Origin of the sequence: Halomonas sp. SS10-MC5 (genome assembly GCF_015992245.1) — a bacterium.
GTDB lineage: Bacteria > Pseudomonadota > Gammaproteobacteria > Pseudomonadales > Halomonadaceae > Halomonas > Halomonas sulfidoxydans.
The window spans coordinates 755939-773948 of the sequence record NZ_CP065435.1 but is presented as its reverse complement, the minus strand read 5'-3'; the positions used below and the strand labels follow the sequence as shown (position 1 = coordinate 773948).

The following is an 18010-nucleotide window of genomic DNA, read 5'->3' as shown; positions in this document are numbered from 1 at the left end:
GCTCAGGTACCGAGCTGCTCGCCTTCGGAGGAGGTCTCGGCGAGCGCCTCGGCGCGCCGCAGCAGGAGACGCTCCTGCTGCGGTGCCAATGCCAGGCCGAAGCGCTCGCGCAGCACACCGGGCAGTTCGCCGGCAGCGATCCGCCGAAGCTCCGGTGGCTCACCCGGGCGGAAAGTCTTCAGCTCGAGGTCGGTCAGCGCAAGTCTTACCTCCGCGCCGTTGTGCTGAGCCACGATTCGCCGCACGAAGGGCGATGCGGGATGATGAGATGCCAGATAGTTGTATTCGGCGGAGTCGGCGCGATAGGTGAGTTCGTCACTGAACTGGTAGATGTTGAACCACTCACCGAGGCGCTTATGACGCAGCAGCCAGTATCCCAGCGGCGAGCGCTCCAGGCGATACTCCCAGGGGCCATGGCTCGCCTCGCTGTTCACTTCGAGCAGGATCGGCTCACGCGGGCCGACGTTGCCGACGCCGACATCGACCAGCCAGTCGCGGCCTTCCGCTGTTACCACCAGCATCGTATGACCGAGCGGGGTGACGACACTGGCATCCTCTCCCATCAGCATTCTCGCGTTGCGCCCCGCGACCTCGAAGCCGAGCCGATCCAGTACCGTGGCGAACAGCGTGTTGTGCTCATGGCAGTAACCGCCGCGCCGGCGCCGGACCAGCTTGTCCTGCAGGCTTTCCAGGTCGATACGGATCTCGCCGCCGGTGACGACATCAAGGTTCTCGAACGGCACCGCGGCGAGGTGCGCCTGCTGCAGGGCCTTGAGAGTCTCCACACTGGGCGTGAGGGGCCCCCGATAGTCGATGCGGGCCAGGTAGGCCTCGAGATCGAGCGCCGGGGTCTCCCACCGGGCCGATTCGTGGAGCGATTGGGTGGTCGATACAGCCTGCATGTCGTTCTCCTTTTTCTTCGAAGGGCAACCTTTTGTCATGCAGGCTAACGCCTCAACCTTGCTTGAGGTAAAGCCAAGAAAGCCCAATCGCTCCCATAGCCACAGGCCATCTGAGCAGGAGGTTGACTGTTCATGGCTACGGCGCCTATTTGATGACAAGCTGCCGAGTGCCTCAATACAAGAACGGAAGGAGTCGTGCCATGAACTCACCGCTTCCCCCCATCGTCTCCGAAGAGAAGTGGCGCAGCGCTCTGGAGGAACAGATCGCTCGTGAAAAAGCCCATACGCGTGAGCGCGACCGGCTCAACGCCGCGCGGCGCCGCTTGCCGATGACCGAGGTGCGCACCGATTACGTCTTCGACGGGCCGCAGGGGGAAGCCACCCTGCTCGACCTGTTCGAGGGGCGCCGCCAGCTGATCGTCTATCATTTCATGTTCGGGCCCGACTGGGAGGCCGGCTGCGACGGCTGTTCCTGGGTGGTGGACGCCATGACCCACCCCGCCCATCTGAACGCCCGCGATACCACCCTGGTGCTGGTCTCCCGGGCGCCACGGGAGAAGCTCATACGCTACCAGGCGCGCATGGGCTGGCAGCACCCGACGTGGTATTCGTCGCTGAACAGCCGTTTCAACCAGGACATGGGCGTGACGAGCTGCCACTGCGACGCCCCCGGCACCGACCGCGGCGAGCGGCATGGTATCAGCGTTTTTCTGCGCGACGGCGAGCGAGTGTATCGTACCTACTTCAGCGGCAAGCGCGGCGTGGAGTACCTGGGCAGCCTATGGACCTACCTGGACCTGACGCCCTACGGACGCCAGGAAACCTGGGAGGACTCACCCCCCGGCTGGCCGCAAACGCCACCCTACGTGTGGAACCGGCGCCACGACGAATACGAGACGTGACCACGCGTACGGCGAGCCAGGAAACAACGACAACAGAGGGAAACCATGACCATGAAGACCATCGGCCTGCTCGGCGGCATGAGCTGGGAATCCACCGTCAGCTATTACCGGGCGCTCAACGAAGGGGTAAAGGCCGCCCTGGGCGGATTGCACTCGGCCAAGCTGTGCCTGTACAGCGTCGACTTCGCCGAAATCGAAAGGCTGCAGCACGCCGGCGACTGGGACGCCACTGCCGAGATCCTGCGCCGGGCCGCCCGCAGCGTGGAGGCCGGCGGCGCGGATTTCCTGCTGATCGGCACCAACACCATGCACAAGGTCGCGCCGCAGGTGGCTGAAGCGGTCTCGATCCCGCTGCTACATATCGCCGATGCCACGGCGCAGCGCCTGGCCACCGACGGCATTCGTCGCGTCGGCCTGCTTGGCACCCGCTTCACCATGGAGCAGGACTTCTACAAGGGGCGGATCGCCGAAGGCTTCGGCATCGAGGTGCTGGTGCCCGACGAGGCTCAGCGCGATCTGGTGCACGAGGTGATCTACACCGAACTGTGCCTGGGGCAGGTGAAGGAGACGTCGCGCCAGCGCTACCTGGAGATAATCGCCTCGCTACGCGAGCGGGGCGCCGAAGCGGTGATCCTCGGCTGTACCGAAATCGCCCTGCTGGTGCAGCAGCGCCATACCGCGGTGCCGCTCTACGACACCACGGCCATACACGCCGAAGAGGCAGTGAAGTGGGCGTTGGAGGATCAAGCGTAGGTATTGATGTGAGTACCCACCATCCCCTCATTGGCCAGCTGTGGCTGCAGTGAAGCCGAGGCCATGACGGCGGCAACCTGGTCCTTCTGCATGTCCAGGGCGTCCTTGTAGACCTCCAACTGCACCTGCTGCGCGGCCTGGGCCTGCTGCATGATCATCGACTGGCCGACGATGGCGTTGACGGCTGAATCCATGTGGCTTGCTCCATTTTTTGGTTCTTCTGTCAAGCCACGCTAACAGCTAACGGAGGCGATGGCAAAAACGCGGCCCGCCGAAGCGGGCCGCATTCATTCTGCAGTGTTCCTGTTGGAGCGGTTTTCAGGTTCCGGCAGTCGCCAGTGGCCGTGTCCTTACGCCCATCAGGATCATCAGCGCGGCCAGCAGCAGCACGGCACCGCTGGCGGCGAACACGTTGAGGGCTCCGCCCAGGTCGAAGATAAATCCCCCCGCTGCCGCCCCGGTGGCGATCGCCAGGTTGATGGCCGCCACCAGCAGGCCGCTGGCGCTTTCGGCCTCGTCGGGCACCGTGCGGGTGAGCCAGGTCGACCACGCCACCGGAATGGCGCCGAAGGCCAGCCCCCACACTGCCACCAGCGCGGCGTCCGTAGCCGGCGTGCTTTGCAGCACCACCAGTGCCACCCCGAGCGCGCCCATCAGCAGCGGCATCGCGATCATGGTCAGGCGCAGGCTGCGCTCGACCATCCAGCCGCCCAGGTAGTTACCCACGAAATTGGCCACGCCGAAGCCGAGCAGGATGGTCGCCACGCCGGTCACGCCGACGCCGGTCACGGTCTCGAGGAATGGTCGAATGTAGGTGAAGAAGGCGAAGTGACCGGTGAAGACCAGCGCCGCGGCCAGCATGCCCAGACCGACTCGCGGCCGCATCAGCACGTCGAACAGGGTACACAGGCGTGTCTGCCCACTCGGCGCCATGCGCGGCAGGGTGAGAAACTGCACCGTCAGCGCCAGCACGCCGAGCAGCGCGGCCAGCAGGAACACGTCGCGCCAGCCGAGCAGGTCGCCGAAGTAGCTGCCCAGCGGTGCCGCGGCGATGGTTGCCGCGGAGACCCCGCTGAACATGATCGACAGCCCCCGCGGCACCATCTCCTCGGGCACCAGGCGCATCACGGTGGCGATCGACATGGTCCAGAACCCGCCCAGCGCCAGTCCCAGCAGCACGCGCCCGAGGAGCAACACCGACAGGCTGGGGGCAAACGCCACCACCAGGTTCGAGGCCACCAGCAGCAGCGAGAAGCCCAGCAGCACATGGCGCCGGTCGATGCGCCGGGTGGCGGTGGAGATCAGCAGGCTGGTCAAGAGTGCCACCGCCGCGGTGGCGGTCACCGCCTGCCCCGCCATGCCCTCGGTCACGCCCAGGTCGGCCGCCATGGGTGTGAGCAGGCTGGCGGGCAGGAACTCCGCGGTGACCAGCCCGAACACGCCGAGGGCCATCGAGATGACCGCCCCCCAAGCGGGCCGTGCCCGCTGTACCAACTCGTTCATGTTCGTTCTCCTATCCTAGAGAAGCGTTCGTCAGGAACGAGAAGACTAGAGCGATCAGACCGGACGATCTATGCTAGAAACTCTCGAATGCTTGATCATTCATCCGGAACTGATGAATGCCAACCGAAACAGGAGCCCAAGATGCCAACGCCGGAACTGCCCAGCGACCTGGTGAGCGAGCTGCTGCTCGGCATGCGCCTGCGCGGCATCGCCTATCGCCGTATCCAACTTTCGCCCCCGCTGGGGGTGGAGTTCGGCCAGGTGGAGGGCTGGGCCCAGTTCCACTTCGTGGCCCGCGGCCCCGTCTACCTGCGCAGCCCCAGCGGCAGCGTGCATCCCCTCTCGACGGGCGATGCGCTATTGCTGCCACGCGGCGGCCTGCATGCCCTGCTCTCCTCCCCCGACCAGCCGGCCCGGGACGTCACCGCCTTCGAGAGCGCCAAGCTGTGCGAGGCGGTCAGCGCGATCCGCGCCTGCCCTAGGGACTGCACCCTCGACGGCGCCCTGACCTTCAGCGGCTGCATGGAATTCGACCTGGGCAGCATGCATGCACTGGTCTCGCTGATGCCCGAGGTGATGTACGTGGGCACCCTGCTCGAGCGCCAGCCCGAGATCCTGCCCATGCTCGAGGCGATGGAGCGTGAGGCGAAGAGCGAGCGCGCGGGTTATGCCGCCATCCTGGCGCGGCTCGCCGACGTGATGGCCGCCTTCATCGTGCGCGGCTGGGTGGAGTGCGGCTGCGGCGATGCCACCGGCTGGATCGAGGCGCTGCGCGACCCGCGCCTGGGCCGCGTCATCGCCGCGCTGCATCGCGAGCCGGGGCGCCACTGGACGGTGGCGGAACTCGCCGCCGAGATGGGCAGCTCGCGCTCGGTGTTCGCCGAGCGCTTCCTGGCGGTAACGGGCATGACACCGCACCGCTACGTGACCGAGCTGCGCATGCGCCTGGCGGCCCAGTGGATCGGCCGCGAGCGTCAACCCATCGAAACCGTGGCCTACCGCCTGGGCTACGGCAGCGCGGCCGCCTTCAGCCGCGCCTTCAAACGTGTCCACGGCCATCCGCCCGGAGCCCTGCGCCAGCAGCGCGAGGCCGACGCCAACGTGATCTCGCTTGCCCCGGGGGCTACCGCAGCCAAGGGCGAGTATGCACGCTCGGTCGTCGAACCAGGCTGATGGCGCCTGAGTCCTTCAGCCGAGAATATCGACGCCCCGGTGCCCTTCCTCGACGCCTTCCACCAGAATGACGTCGCCCACAGCGTTGGCGGTGCGCAGCGGCAGGATGCGCCGGTAGGCCTCGGAGCGATACCAGGCCCGGGCCTGTTCCAGGCCGGGGAAGCCGAGCATGATCGTGTCACCCTGCCAGTTGCCCTCCAGCACCTCGAGGGGGCCGCCATGAATCAGGTAGCGACCGCCATAGGGCGCGAGGGTGGCATCGATCTTCTCCAGGTACTCGACGATCTCCGGGCCCATGGTGACATCCTGCAGGCGGGCGATGGCGTAGGCGGTCATGGCGTTGCTCCTGTGGTGGGTTTGCCTGGACAGCTTCGCCCGCCTCACAGAGCCTGGCGATTACCTGCGAGGTAATAGCCAGGCATATCGCTTGGCGCTAAGGAAATGCTGGACAAATAGCCGAGCGAGATGAAGCGCAAGGCGCACGGAGCACAGGAACCGGAGCATATGGGGTATATGTGAGGATTCCGCGCACCGCGCAACGCAGCGATTCGCTTGTGTAGGCATTTGCGCAGTGTTTCCCTAATCTGGTGCCATGACCACGAACTCCCCCACCCCCGGGCAGCTGTTGAAGGCGTGGCGCCAGCGGCGGCGGCTGAGCCAGCTCGCGCTCGCCGCCGAGGCCGACGTCTCCCAGCGCCACCTGAGCTTCGTCGAATCCGGCCGCGCCGTGCCGAGCCGGGAGATGCTGCTGCGCCTGGCGGAGCAACTGGACGTTCCCCTGCGCGAGCGCAACCGGCTGCTGCTCGCCGCCGGTTACGCCCCGGCCTTCGGCGAGCGCGGCATCGACGCACCCGAGCTGGGTGCGGTGCGCGGCGTGATCGAGCGGCTGCTGGCCAGCCATGCCCCCTACCCGGCGCTGGCCGTCGACCGCCACTGGCACCTGCTGATGGCCAACCGCCCGCTCGAGCGGCTGCTCGACGGCATCGACGCCGAACTGCTGAAGCCCCCGGTCAACGTGCTGCGGCTCACCCTGCATCCCCGTGGACTGGCATCGCGTATCGGCAATTTCCGCGAATGGCGCGCGCATATTCTCGAACGCCTGGCCCGCCAGGCCGAGACGACCGCCGACCCGGCGCTGGCCTCGCTCGGCGAGGAGCTGAAGGGCTACCCGGTGCCGGCCGGCGCTCGCCCCCACCTGGCCAGCGCGCCGTCGCGCCACGGCGGCATCGTCGTGCCGCTGGAGCTGGTCATGCCGGATGGCCGCGTGCTGTCGCTGTTGAGCACCACCACGGTGTTCGGCACTCCGCTCGACATCACCCTGGAGGAACTCGCCATCGAGTCGTTCTTCCCCGCGGATGCCGCCACCCAGGACGCGCTGCAGCAGCTGGCGGCGGCCTCCTCCGGCTAGAAGGACAGGCAGATCTTGCCGAAGTGGCGCCCCGCCTCCTCGTGACGGAAGGCGTCGGCGATCTCTTCCAGAGAAAAACGGCTGTCGATGATCGGGCGTACACCGCTGGCCTCGATGCCACGCACCATCTCCTGCTGGTGGATGCGGCTGCCGACGATCAGCCCCTGCAGGCGCGCCTGCTTGGCCATCAGCTTGGCGGTGGGTACCTCGCCCCCACGCCCGGTCAACACGCCGATCAGCGAGATATGACCGCCGATGCGCACGGCGTCGATGGACTGCGGCAGCGTCCCCGGCCCGCCGACCTCGATCACATGGTCGACGCCCTGGCCGTCGGTCAGCGCCTTCACCTTCTTGCCCCACTCCGGCTCGGCCTTGTAGTTGAGGGTGTGATCGGCGCCGAGCTGCTTGAGCCGTTCGATCTTCTCGTCGGAAGACGAGGTGGAGATCACCCGCGCTCCCATCGCCTTGGCGAACTGCAGGGCGAAGATGGAAACGCCGCCGGTGCCCAGCGTGAGGATGGTATCGCCGGCCTTGAGGTGGCCGTCCACCACCAGCGCGCGCCAGGCGGTGAGGCCTGCGGTGGTCAGCGTGGCGGCCTCCTCGTGGCTGTAGCCCTTCGGCGCGTGGGTGAACCAGGTGACCGGGCGAATGACCTGCTCGCGCGCGTAGCCATCGACACCGTCGCCGGGCGTGGTCTTGAAATCGCCGACCCGCGCCGGGCCGTCGAGCCAGTAGGGAAAGAAGGTCGAGACCACCGCATCGCCCACGGCGAACGCCTCGACGCCCTCGCCCACCGCCTCGACCACGCCTGCGCCGTCGGACATGGGAATGCGGCCATCCTCGGTCGGCATCTTGCCGGACACCACGCCGTAGTCATGGAAGTTGAGCGAACTGGCATGCACGCGCACGCGGATCTCGCCCGGTCCCGGCTCACCGGGTGCCTCCCGCTCGACGACTTGCAGCTGGTCCAGCCCGCCGGGGCTCTTCAGGGTTACCACTTTCATCTCGGCACTCCTCTATCTTTTCACTGCCTTTGGCATTTACTGAGAGTGCCAAGAGACTAGTCCATCATGCCGGAGGAAGGGCAAGCAATGGCGCGCCGCAGATAGGCCGCCAGCGCTTCCACCTGGGGCATACGCTGTGGCCAGTCGCCGCCGTCCCCATCAAGATAACCGCGCCGCGCCAGTGCCATTTCGGTCTGAAGCTCCGCGGGCAGGCGCTCCAGGGCCCAGGCGGCGGCCACGTCCTTGGGCGCGATCTCTCCCGTCTCGAGAGTCATCCACATTCGTGCCAGGGTCAGCAGCACGTTGCGCTCGTCGCCCGGCAAGCCATCGATCAGGCCGGGCAGCGAATCGACGATCGCCCGTCGCAGGTCCGCCTCGGGAATCGGCGCGATCAGCTCCGCGAGTTCCGGCCCGCACAGCGCCAGGCTCGCCTGCCTGGCGGTGGTCAGTACCAGCGCCAGGTCGGGATCGGTAGTCGCCGGGGGAATGCGGCCCTGCGCGAACTCGTCCCGCAGCCATTCGCCGTAGACCTGCTCGCTTCTCGGCGGGTAGCGCCACGGCACCAGCGACTCTCGACACAGCAGCGTCACTTCCAATGGCCTGGGCGAGCCGTCGTTCGCAGGGCTACCCGAGACCCGCATCAGCGCCTCGACCAGGCGCCGGCGCACCGGCTCGTCGGGTGGCTGGCTGATGATCGCCAGCATGTCCACGTCGCTGTTGGGGGCGCAGGCCGCCGGTGAGCGCCGAGCCGAACAGATAGACGCCGACCACGCTCTCGCCCAGCTCGCGAACGATGATGTCGAAGGCGGCCACGGCCTCCTTGGGTAGCGGCCGTTCGGCCGCCCGGGAAGAGAGCTTCATTCGTTATCTCCATTGCGTCTTGCCAGGCCACGAGCCTCTGCCAGAGCAGGCGCCCGGCGGTCGACGTCATGCGTTGTCGCCCAGGGCCGCCTGCGCGTAGCGCCGGGCCGGCAGCAGCAGCGCGGCCATCGCCACGCCGACGGCACAGGCGGCCAGCAGCAGGTAGAGCCGGATGAAGCCGCTGGCCGGGTCGTACCCCCAGGCCACGACCGGCACGGCCAGGGCGCCGACGCCCAGCGACAGCACGTACTTCACGGCATAGACCCGTGCTCGCCAGTCGCTTGCGGTATGGCGCGCCACGATGGCGTCCTGCACGGGAATGACGCCGAACACCGTTATCATCAGCCCCAGCGACAGCGCCACGACCCACCACTGCCCAGCTTGCCCCATCAGCAGGAACAGCGGCACCTGCAACAGCGCCAGCAGCAGCATCAGTTGCCGCGGCGAGACCCTGTCCACGGCCCTGCCGGTGACGAGTTGCGCCACGGAGGCGCAGGCAAAGACCATCGATGCCAGGCCGGCAGCGCTGACCAGGCCATTCCCGCCACCGTTGAAGGCGTCCTCCATGACCTTGGGCAGCACCACGGTGGTGGCCGCAAACACGAGCCCGCCCATCAGCGCCGTGATGACCAGGTAGGCGAGGATTCGGCCCGGCAGCGCCACCGCGGTCGGCACCGCTGCCGGGGGTTCGGCGGCGACAGCGGACGCCCCACGCTTACCGCATTCGGCCGGTACCAGCATCAGGTAGGCGATACCGCTCGCCAGGCACAGCGCGCCGGGAATCAGGAAGGCCGCCTGCCAGCCGAACATGCCCGTGAGCGCTCCGGTCACCAGCGGCGCCGCCGCGACGCCCATGTTGCCCCACACGCCGTTTACTCCCAGCGCCTGGCCAACCCCTTCGCCGCTCTCCGCGACCAGGGCGATGCCGACGGGATGATAGATCGCCGCGAAGCTGCCCATGAGGAACAGCCCAGCCGCCATCTGGAAGGGGCCGCTGGCGAAAGCGGTGAGCAGGGAAGCCACGCCGAGCCCCAGGAACATCACGGCCATCATGCCGTGCCGGCTCCAGCGGTCGCCCAGCCAGCCCGCCGGCAGGGTGAAGGCGGCAAAGGCGACGAAGCCCGCCGTGGCCGGCAACAGCAGTGCACCGTAATCGCCCTGACCACGACTCTCGAGCGCCACCGCCACGGTGGGATGGATCAGCATGAAATAGTGGGCATAGGCGTGCCCCACATTGAGGAACAGTAACCGAACGCGATTGCCGCTCATGACCAGACTCCAGGATTGCCGGACTTTCAGGCTAAACTGGAGGCGAGGCGACTTCTCTCGCCATTCTGACAAGATATATCGCGTAATGGACAACATGCTTCACACTCTGGCCCACTCCCTGCCCCTCTCACGCGAAGCCCAGCAGCGGCGCATCGAGAGCGCCTCGGGTCCGGTACAGCCCTATGCCTGCGACTATCCCGCCGGCTGGGATACCGGCCGCCATCATCATCTGCGTACTCAGCTCGTCTTCGCCACCCACGGCGTGATGACGGTCTCGACCCCGGCGGGATGGTGGGTGGTGCCGCCCCAGCTCGCGGTATGGATACCGGCTCGCCTGGAGCATGCCCTGCTGATGCATCGGGCCGTGAAGCTGCGTACGCTCTATCTCGACGAGCGGCTACCGGGGTTACCCACCCAGCCGCGCGTGGTCAACGTCTCGCCGCTGCTGCGCGAGCTGATACTGCGCTTGATGGAGCTGCCGGCCGAGGCGACTGCCCACGGTGTCGGAGCACGCTTGGTCGCGGTGCTGCTGGATGAGCTGCACGAGGGGCCTACCTTGCCGCTGCACCTCCCCGAGCCCGACGACCCCGCGCTGCGGCGGATCTGCGCCGCCCTGCGCGACGACCCGGCCAACCGGGACGACCTGGCCACCTGGGGCCGCACGGTCGGTGCCTCGTCACGCACCCTGGCACGGCGCTTCCAGGCGCAGACCGGCCTGGGCTTCGCCGCCTGGCGTCAGCAGGCCCGCCTGCTCGCCGCCCTGCCCATGCTGGCGGAAGGGCGCCCGGTCACGGCCGTGTCTCAGGAGGTCGGTTACGAATCGCCCAGCGCCTTCATCGCCGCCTTTCGCCGCAGCCTCGGCGTCAGCCCCGGGCGCTACTTTTCCCGCCCGGCCGGTGGCGGTTGAGTCGCTATTCCATGCCGTGAGGTTGCTGCAAGCGCTCGTCGGCGACCAGCACCTCGGCCACGAAGGCCATGAAGGCGCGAATGCGCACCACCCGGCGCAGGTCGGGGTGGGTCAGCAGCCACAGGTCGGTGGCAAGTTCGGGGATCGGCTCGCCGAGTCGCGTAAGGGTCGGTTCGGCATCGGCGAGATAGCAGGGCAGCACGGCACGGCCCAGCCCGTCGCGGGCGGCGGCCAGCATGCCGAACATGGTGTCGACGCGATAGCGGCAGCACGCATTCGCTCCTTGCTCGGCCATCCAGGCATCGAGCGCGGCATAGCCCAGATGGCGATCCGGCCCGACCCAGGCATCGGCGGCGCTATCCGAACAGGCGTAAATGGCCTGGGCGATGGTGCCGATACGCCGCCCCACCAGGTGCTCGGGTGGCATGGGCGAGGGCCGCACCGCCACGTCGGCGTCGCGCTGGGAGAGGTTGAACAGCTGGTTGGAGACCGCCACCTCGAGCACGATCTCGGGATGCGTACGCTGGAAGTCGGCAAAGATCGGCGACAGCAGCCCCATCAGCAGCGTATCGGTGGTGGTCACGCGGATGGCGCCGGAGAGGCGCAGGTCACGCCCCACCACGCGCCGCTCGGCGCCATGCACCTCGGCCGCCACCCGGGAAGCAGTGGCGGCCAGGTCCTCCCCCGCCGGGGTCGGCGCGTAGCCCGTGCGTGAGCGCTCGAACAGCGCCACGCCCAGGCGCCGCTCGATGGCGTTCAGGCGGCGGAACACCGTGGCATGGCTGGCCCCCAGCCGCCGGCCGGCGCCGGAGAGCGAACCCGCCTCGGCGATAGCCTGCACGATACGCAGGTCGTCCCAGTGCAGCGACTGCTCATTCACGGCTCACTCCCATCCAGCACCGGCATGGCTCGGCTCCGGTCACTGTTCAGAATTCGGTGACCACGGTCACGCCAACACCCTGGAACTCGTCCATGCTCGTCAGCGCCTTGATCGACTGTTCCAGGTCGATCCGTTGGCCAACCAGCTTCTCGGGCGAGAGCTTGCCGGTCCGGATCATGTCGAGCATGGCGCCGTAGCGATAGGCCTGCATGCCGTGGCTGCCCAGAATCTCGAGCTCGTTGGCGATCACCTTGCTCATCGGAATGGCCGGCGTGCTGTGATCGGCCAGCATGAGCCCGACCTGAACGTGCTTGCCGCGCTTGCGCAAATTGCTGATCGAGTTGAAACAGGTAGTGGGGTGCCCCAGCGCATCCAGCGACACGTGGGCACCGCCCCGCGTCACCTCGATGACGGCCTCGGCGACGTCCGCCACCTCGGTCGCGTTCACGGTGGCCACCGCGCCCAGCTCGCGGGCCAACTGGAGCTTCTCGGCAGAGATATCGACGGCCACCACGTTGGCGCCCACGGCGTTGGCGATCATGATCGCGGAGAGGCCGACGCCGCCGCAGCCGTGCACCGCCACCCACTGCCCGGCGGATGCCTTGCCCTGGTCGACCACGGCGCGAAACGAGGTCACGAAGCGGCAGCCCAGGCTGGCCGCCGTGGCGAAGTCCAGCGTCTCCGGCAAGGCCACCAGGTTGATGTCGGCATGATGGATACCGACATACTGGGCGAAGGAGCCCCAGTGGGTGAAGCCGGGCTGGAACTGGCTGACGCAGACCTGGTGGTTACCCGAGTAGCACTCGGGGCAGCTGCCGCAGCCGCCGACGAACGGCACCGTGACGCGATCCCCCACGCGCCATTGCGTCACGTCCTTGCCCACCGCCTCGACGATGCCCGCCAGTTCGTGCCCCGGCACGTGAGGCAGCCGGATGTCGGGGTCGTGGCCCATCCAGCCGTGCCAGTCGCTGCGACACACGCCCGTCGCCATTACCTTGACCACCACGCCGTGCGCTTCCGGCGTCGGGTCGGGAACGTGCTGGATTTGCGGTGGAGCGGAAAAGGCCTCGTAGACCACGGCTTTCATGCAAGATCCTCTCTGGCGGTTTGTTCAATCATGCAAAGTCAGCTGTCATGTTTTGGGAATGTCGGTTCGTCAACGTACAGCATAGCCTGAAGCGAAGCACTCAACGCTTCCGGAGGTTCCGATGCACGCCCTGATCGTGTTCTGCCACCCCGAACCGCGCTCGTTCAATGGCGCCCTGAAGGAGGCCGCCGTCGAGACCCTGCAGCGGCAAGGCTACCGTGTCGAGGTCTCGGATCTCTACGCCGAAGGCTTCGATCCGCTGGAGCGGCCTGGCCACTACGTCGAACGGGCCGAGCCTGACACGTTCTTCCCCCTCACCGAGCAGCGCAGCGCTTTTGAAGGCGGCACCCTGCCCGCCGACGTGAAGCGTGAGATCGAACGCCTGGAGCGCGCCGACCTGGTGATCCTGCAGTTCCCGCTGTGGTGGCACGCCCAGCCGGCCATGCTCAAGGGCTGGTTCGATCGGGTATTCGTCTACGGTGGGCTCTACAGCGGTCGCATGCGCTACGACCGCGGCCGTTTTCCCGACAAGCGGGTGATGCTCTCGGTGACCACCGGCGCCCCGGCGCCGACCTTCAGCCGGCATGGCCGCAGCGGCCATATCGTGGCGCTGCTGTGGCCGATCCACTACTCGCTCTACTACCTCGGGGTGCGGGTGCTGCCGCCCCAGGTCACCTACGGGGTGCAGGGCGGCGGGCTGAGCTACCAGGACGAGGCGGCATTTCGTGAGCGCCTGGAAGCGGAGAAGGCCGCCTGGGCACGGCGGCTGGAAGGGCTCGACGGCGAGGCGCCGATCCCCTTCGCCGGCTGGGACGACTGGGACGAGCAGGGCGTGCTGAAAGCGGGACATCCCGAGACCTGGCGACTGTGAATACCTGGGTGAGCGTCACGCGCGGGGCAGGATGACGCTCACCTCGGTGCCCTTCCCCGGCGCGCTGGCGATCTTCCACGCCACCCCTTGCCGTTCGCAGATCTCGCGCACGATCGACAGCCCCAGCCCCGAGCCATCGCCCCTGTCGAGGCTGGCCCGGGTGCGGTAGAAGCGCTGGGTCACCAGCGGCAACTCCTCCTCGGGGATACCGACGCCGTTGTCGATCACCGCCAACCGCACCCCCTCCGGCAACGCTTCGGCGTCGAGACGCACCCAGCCCCCGGCGGGGGTGGCGCGCAGGGCATTGTCGATCAGATTGGACAACAGCCGGTCGGTCAGCCCCAGATCGGCCTCGACCCGGGGCAGCGAGGGCTCGCAGGCTACCGTCAGCGAGATGCCGGCCGTGCGGGCCTGATGCTGGAACTTGCCGACGATGTCGTGGGCCAGTTCAGCCAGCGAGAACGGCTCGCACTGCAGTGGCCGGTCGTCGGCGTCCAGCCGCGCCAGGGTCGAGAGCTGCTGCGCGAGACGGGTCAAGCGGTCGGCATTGTCGAGAATTGCCGTCAGCATGCGCCGGCGGCCCTCGTCGGCGGTCTCCGCGGCCAGCAGCTGTTCGGTATAGCCGCGCAGCGAAGTCAGCGGCGTGCGGAAGTCGTGCGAGAGGTTGGCAACCAGCTCGCGGCGCTGGCGATCGGTCTCGCGCATGGCCTGGAGCTGTGCCTCGATGGTCCCGGCCATGTCGTTGAAGGCCCTGGCCAGGCGGCCCAGCTCGTCGTCGCGGGGCGTGGCGATGCGCTGCCCGTAGACGCCGTTGGCGAATCGCTGCACCGCCGTGGTCAGGCGCGAGAAGCGTCGGGTCAGCAGCGCGAACCACACCAGGCCGAAGACTCCGGACACCAGGAGCGCCATCAGCCCGGCCGCGACCAGGGTGCGCGTGATGGAGCTGGTGCGCAGCATGGAGAACATCGATGCCTGGCCGGCATTGGCGAGATCGACGTAAAGAAAGCCCTGGCGGCGCGCTTCACCATGCTGGATGGGCGCGACGGAGAAGATGCCCGGTTCGCTACCGCAGGGCGCCGTCGCCAGCACGGGCAGCATCGGCTCTTCACTCAGCAGGGTTTCCAGCGCCCCAATCTCGATCCGCCGCCCCAGCCCGCAGGCCGGCTCGGCGTAGTCGGCGATCACCCTGCCCTGCTCGTCGAGCACATACAGCGACAAGGAGGGGTTGATCGACAGAATATGGCGGGCCATGTCGCGCGCGGCGTCGCTCCCGGCACCTTGCCACAAGGCCGGCTGCATAACCTGGGCGAGATTCTTGGCGAGATCGATCTCCATCCGCTGCTGCAGTTCCCGGGTGAGCTGGTTGAACTGGCTGATGGCGATCCAGGCGGTGGCCACCGACAGCAGCAACAGGCTGCTCAGGTAGACCAGCGCGATGCGCGCATAGAGGCTACGCCCCAGCCGCCCGCAGCGGCGCAGCAGCCCCCTCATGGGCGCTCGGCGCCCGGCGCGGACGACGGCGAGCCCTGGCCCTCCGGTGTCTCGGCGAAGCGATAGCCCACCCCCCAGACGGTCTGGATGAAGCGCGGCCTGGCCGGGTCGACCTCGATCTTGTTGCGCAGACGATTGATATGGGTGTTCACGGTGTGATCGTAGCCATCGAATTCCTCGCCCCAGACATGATCGAGCAGCTCGCCGCGGCTGAAGCTGCGCCCGGGATGGCGCGCGAAGAGCGAAAGCAGCGCGAACTCCTTGCCGGTGAGCTGGAGCGGCTTGCCATCGAGCTGGACCCGGTGCCGGTCGGCATCGATGACCAGCGGGCCGCAGACCAGCGGCGGCGTGCTGGCGAGGCCGTCGTCGCTGGGCGCCTGGCGCTGGCCGCGGCGCAGCAGGGCCTGGATCCGGGCCATCAGGATCGGCATGGCGAAGGGCTTGGTGACGTAGTCGTCGGCACCGATCTCCAGCCCCACCACCACGTCGCGGATCGCCGCCTTGGCGGTCACCATCAGCACCGGCGTCAGGCTGTCGCGACGACGTAGCTGGCGGCACACTTCCAGGCCATCCACGCCGGGCAGCATCAGGTCCAGGGTCACCAGGTCATAGCGTACTCCCGCCGCCTCGGCACCAAGCAGTGCCAGCGCCGCCTCGCCGTCGCGAACCCAGTCACAGGCATACCCCGCCGCCGCCAGCGATTCGGTGAGCAGCCTGCCGATCTCGGCATTGTCCTCGACACAGAGGATTCGATAGCTCATCGCCAGACTCCCGCCCGTTGCCTGCGCCCACTCTAGAACGGCACTGGCTCTGCTACATCACGAAATCATCACGGAAAAAGATACCACGACGTGATGGTTCCGTGATGAACCCATGACAGTGCCTGACTAGTGTGACCCTTGCCGCTCCGGCATATCGCCGACGGCCAATCCGAACAACCAATCCGAACAAGAGGTGCAAGCCGATGAACCCGTTGAACCGTCCCAAGACCGCGCTGTTTGCCACCCTGCTCGCCACCGCGCTGCTGCTGCCGACCGTCGCCCTGGCCGACGAGCCCATGGAAAGCGACAGCATGGAGCACGAGGCCATGACCGGCGATGACATGGGCAGCGATGCCATGGACAGCGATGCCATGGAAGAGAAAGGCGCAATGATGGAAGAAGACGCCATGGAAGAGAAAGGCGCAATGATGGAGGAAGACGATCACATGATGGAGGAGGAAGACGACGACATGATGTCGGACGACGATGCCATGTGAAGCTCGACTCGCGGTATCGGCCGGTGCTCGTCCATTCCTTCCCTCCACCGGCCGATTTTTCTCGATCTTCGCTCGCAGGAGGGTGCCGCGATGCGTGTCTTCGACTCATTCACCGGTACGAACAGGGACCAGGCTGCCACGGTCATCCAGCGACATGGCGCCTTCACACGGCTCTGGCATTGGGTCAATGCCGCCTGTCTGTTGGTGTTGTTGATGAGTGGCCTGCAGATCTTCAACGCCCATCCCGCCCTGTATTGGGGCAAGGATTCCAGTTTCGCCAACCCGGCACTGTCGATTCACGCCGCGACGGGTAACGACGGCGAGTGGCGCGGCATCACCCAGATCGGCCCCTACCGCTTCGATACTACCGGGGTGCTGGGTATTTCCGGCCCGGATGAGGCCCGTGAACGACGCGCTTTCCCGGCCTGGGCCACCCTGCCCGGCCCGCGCTGGCTGTCCGCGGGTCGTGGGTGGCATTTTCTTGCCGCCTGGGTTTTCGTTCCCATGCTGCTCGCCTACCTGGCGTATCTGGTCCTCAGCGGTCAGCTAAGGCGACGTTTGCTGCCGCGTCGGCAGGAATGGCGAACCCTCGGCCAGACCTTCTACGACCACCTGCGGCTGCGCTTTCCGCGCGGCGAGGAAGCGCGCCATTACAACTTGCTGCAGAAGCTCGCCTACCTGCTGGTGCTGTTCGTCGTCATGCCATTGGTCGTGCTGACCGGGCTGACCATGTCACCGACCATGGATGCCGCCTGGCCCTGGCTGCTGGATGTCTTCGGCGGCCGCCAGAGCGCACGCACGATCCACTTCCTGTGCGCCCTGGCCCTGGTGGGGTTCCTCCTGATTCACATCGTGCTGGTGCTGGTCTCCGGCGTCGCCAACAACTTGCGCTCGATGATCACCGGGCGCTATCGCCTGCCCCCGGCCCTGCCCGCGAGCGAGGAGGTGCTTTCCGATGAACAGAAAAAATAGACCCACCGACCCTCGGCGTCGACGCTTTCTGACCCGCTCGCTGCTGGCCGCATCCGCCGTCCTGCTGACGGGCTGCGACCGGCTGACGCGCAGTGACACCATGGGCCGGCTGTTCGATGCCAGCAGTGCCTTGACCCAGAAAGCCCAGCGCCTGCTGGCCTCGCGCGAATCCCTCGCCCGTGAATACTCGCCCGAGGACATCGCGCCGACCTTTCGCGCCAACGGCACGACCGACCCGCAGGACGCAACCTACCGACGCCTGGCGGCCGACGGCTTCCGCGACTGGCGCCTGACGGTCGACGGGCTGGTCGAGCGTCCGCAGCGCTTTTCGCTCGATGAGCTGAGGAGCATGCCCTCGCGTACCCAGATCACCCGCCACGACTGCGTCGAGGGCTGGAGCTGCATCGGCCAATGGACCGGCGTGGTCCTCGGTGACCTGCTGGCCCAGGTCGGGGTGCGTGACGAGGCGCGCTTCGTGGTCTTCCACTGTGCCGACCGCTACCGCGGCGGGGATGCCTACTACGAAAGCCTGGACATGATCGAGGCCTATCACCCCCAGACGCTGATGGCCTACGGCCTGAACGGTGGCAATCTGCCCGTTGCCAACGGCGCCCCAATAAGACTGCGAGCCGAGCGCCAGCTCGGCTACAAGATGGCCAAGTACGTGATGCGCATCGAACTGGTGGAGAACTTCGCCCACCTCGGCCGCGGCCGGGGCGGCTATTGGGAGGACTGCGGCTACGAGTGGTGGGCGGGGATATAGGCTAGC

Annotated in this window: 21 protein-coding genes; 9 read left to right on the top strand and 12 right to left on the bottom strand. The window is 67.3% G+C overall.

The genetic code is table 11. The annotated features are described in order from the left end of the window. Window positions 1-2: 2 nt before the first annotated feature. Window positions 3-902 (bottom strand): arylamine N-acetyltransferase, encoded by a 900-nt coding sequence (locus I4484_RS03610; RefSeq protein WP_197449662.1) that lies wholly within the window; start codon window positions 900-902, stop codon window positions 3-5. Between the two features lie 200 nt (window positions 903-1102). On the opposite strand from I4484_RS03610, the gene I4484_RS03605 reads away from it, so the two are divergent. Continuing rightward, on the top strand, window positions 1103-1804 hold the full coding sequence (locus I4484_RS03605; RefSeq protein ID WP_197449661.1) for a DUF899 domain-containing protein: 702 nt from the start codon (window positions 1103-1105) through the stop codon (window positions 1802-1804). Between the two features lie 51 nt (window positions 1805-1855). Next, window positions 1856-2557, top strand: a complete 702-nt coding sequence (locus I4484_RS03600) for an aspartate/glutamate racemase family protein (RefSeq protein WP_197450909.1) — start codon at window positions 1856-1858, stop codon at window positions 2555-2557. Here the strand turns inward: I4484_RS03600 and I4484_RS03595 are convergent. Then, entirely contained in the window at window positions 2548-2751 is a 204-nt protein-coding gene (locus tag I4484_RS03595) for a putative motility protein (protein ID WP_197449660.1), read from the bottom strand. The genes I4484_RS03600 and I4484_RS03595 overlap by 10 nt on opposite strands. A gap of 124 nt (window positions 2752-2875) precedes the next feature. Continuing rightward, complete coding sequence (locus I4484_RS03590) at window positions 2876-4060, bottom strand: MFS transporter (RefSeq protein WP_197449659.1); 1185 nt, start codon at window positions 4058-4060, stop codon at window positions 2876-2878. 141 nt (window positions 4061-4201) lie between these two features. On the opposite strand from I4484_RS03590, the gene I4484_RS03585 reads away from it, so the two are divergent. After that, window positions 4202-5233 (top strand): AraC family transcriptional regulator, encoded by a 1032-nt coding sequence (locus I4484_RS03585; protein WP_234283611.1) that lies wholly within the window; start codon window positions 4202-4204, stop codon window positions 5231-5233. A gap of 15 nt (window positions 5234-5248) precedes the next feature. On the opposite strand, the gene I4484_RS03580 is transcribed toward I4484_RS03585, so the two are convergent. Then, window positions 5249-5569, bottom strand: a complete 321-nt coding sequence (locus I4484_RS03580) for a DUF1330 domain-containing protein (RefSeq protein ID WP_197449658.1) — start codon at window positions 5567-5569, stop codon at window positions 5249-5251. Between the two features lie 256 nt (window positions 5570-5825). Here I4484_RS03580 and I4484_RS03575 point away from each other — a divergent pair, with 256 nt between their 5' ends. Continuing rightward, entirely contained in the window at window positions 5826-6641 is an 816-nt protein-coding gene (locus tag I4484_RS03575; RefSeq protein WP_234283613.1) for a helix-turn-helix domain-containing protein, read from the top strand. Here the strand turns inward: I4484_RS03575 and I4484_RS03570 are convergent. From I4484_RS03570 to I4484_RS03555, 4 genes are all read right to left on the bottom strand, one after another. Beyond that, window positions 6638-7645: an NAD(P)-dependent alcohol dehydrogenase gene (locus I4484_RS03570; protein WP_197449657.1), complete on the bottom strand. Its 1008-nt coding sequence runs from the start codon at window positions 7643-7645 to the stop codon at window positions 6638-6640. The genes I4484_RS03575 and I4484_RS03570 overlap by 4 nt on opposite strands. A 56-nt stretch (window positions 7646-7701) precedes the next feature. Further along, a complete protein-coding gene (locus I4484_RS03565) occupies window positions 7702-8349 on the bottom strand; it encodes an aminoglycoside adenylyltransferase family protein (protein ID WP_197449656.1) in 648 nt (215 codons plus the stop codon). After that, on the bottom strand, window positions 8270-8506 hold the full coding sequence (locus I4484_RS03560) for a hypothetical protein (protein ID WP_197449655.1): 237 nt from the start codon (window positions 8504-8506) through the stop codon (window positions 8270-8272). Before I4484_RS03560 ends, I4484_RS03565 begins: the two co-directional genes overlap by 80 nt. Before the next feature lie 66 nt (window positions 8507-8572). Next, window positions 8573-9775: an MFS transporter gene (locus tag I4484_RS03555; RefSeq protein ID WP_197449654.1), complete on the bottom strand. Its 1203-nt coding sequence runs from the start codon at window positions 9773-9775 to the stop codon at window positions 8573-8575. An 85-nt stretch (window positions 9776-9860) separates the two neighbouring features. On the opposite strand from I4484_RS03555, the gene I4484_RS03550 reads away from it, so the two are divergent. Further along, window positions 9861-10682 carry a helix-turn-helix domain-containing protein gene (locus I4484_RS03550; protein ID WP_197449653.1) on the top strand — a complete coding sequence of 274 codons (822 nt, stop codon included), beginning with the start codon at window positions 9861-9863 and terminating at the stop codon, window positions 10680-10682. Between the two features lie 4 nt (window positions 10683-10686). Here I4484_RS03550 and I4484_RS03545 read toward each other — a convergent pair whose 3' ends face one another. Continuing rightward, window positions 10687-11562, bottom strand: coding sequence for a LysR family transcriptional regulator (locus tag I4484_RS03545; RefSeq protein WP_197449652.1), 876 nt, complete (start codon window positions 11560-11562; stop codon window positions 10687-10689). Window positions 11563-11608: 46 nt separating this feature from the next. Continuing rightward, the gene (locus tag I4484_RS03540) at window positions 11609-12649 is read right to left on the bottom strand and encodes a zinc-dependent alcohol dehydrogenase family protein (RefSeq protein WP_197449651.1); all 1041 of its coding nucleotides are present in this window, start codon (window positions 12647-12649) and stop codon (window positions 11609-11611) included. Window positions 12650-12770: 121 nt separating this feature from the next. On the opposite strand from I4484_RS03540, the gene I4484_RS03535 reads away from it, so the two are divergent. Then, complete coding sequence (locus tag I4484_RS03535) at window positions 12771-13520, top strand: NAD(P)H-dependent oxidoreductase (protein WP_197449650.1); 750 nt, start codon at window positions 12771-12773, stop codon at window positions 13518-13520. Window positions 13521-13535: 15 nt separating this feature from the next. Here the strand turns inward: I4484_RS03535 and I4484_RS03530 are convergent, their stop codons facing one another. Together I4484_RS03530 and I4484_RS03525 are read right to left on the bottom strand one after the other, a co-directional pair. Next, window positions 13536-15011: a cell wall metabolism sensor histidine kinase WalK gene (locus tag I4484_RS03530; protein WP_197449649.1), complete on the bottom strand. Its 1476-nt coding sequence runs from the start codon at window positions 15009-15011 to the stop codon at window positions 13536-13538. Continuing rightward, complete coding sequence (locus I4484_RS03525) at window positions 15008-15772, bottom strand: response regulator transcription factor (RefSeq protein ID WP_111413070.1); 765 nt, start codon at window positions 15770-15772, stop codon at window positions 15008-15010. The genes I4484_RS03530 and I4484_RS03525 overlap by 4 nt, the downstream gene beginning before the upstream one ends. 203 nt (window positions 15773-15975) lie before the next feature. Here I4484_RS03525 and I4484_RS03520 point away from each other — a divergent pair, with 203 nt between their 5' ends. From I4484_RS03520 to I4484_RS03510, 3 genes are all read left to right on the top strand, one after another. Next, window positions 15976-16269 (top strand): hypothetical protein, encoded by a 294-nt coding sequence (locus tag I4484_RS03520; protein ID WP_197449648.1) that lies wholly within the window; start codon window positions 15976-15978, stop codon window positions 16267-16269. A 90-nt stretch (window positions 16270-16359) separates the two neighbouring features. After that, window positions 16360-17241 (top strand): cytochrome b/b6 domain-containing protein, encoded by an 882-nt coding sequence (locus I4484_RS03515; RefSeq protein ID WP_197449647.1) that lies wholly within the window; start codon window positions 16360-16362, stop codon window positions 17239-17241. Beyond that, a complete protein-coding gene (locus tag I4484_RS03510; protein ID WP_197449646.1) occupies window positions 17225-18004 on the top strand; it encodes a molybdopterin-binding protein in 780 nt (259 codons plus the stop codon). The genes I4484_RS03515 and I4484_RS03510 overlap by 17 nt, the downstream gene beginning before the upstream one ends. Window positions 18005-18010: the final 6 nt, after the last annotated feature.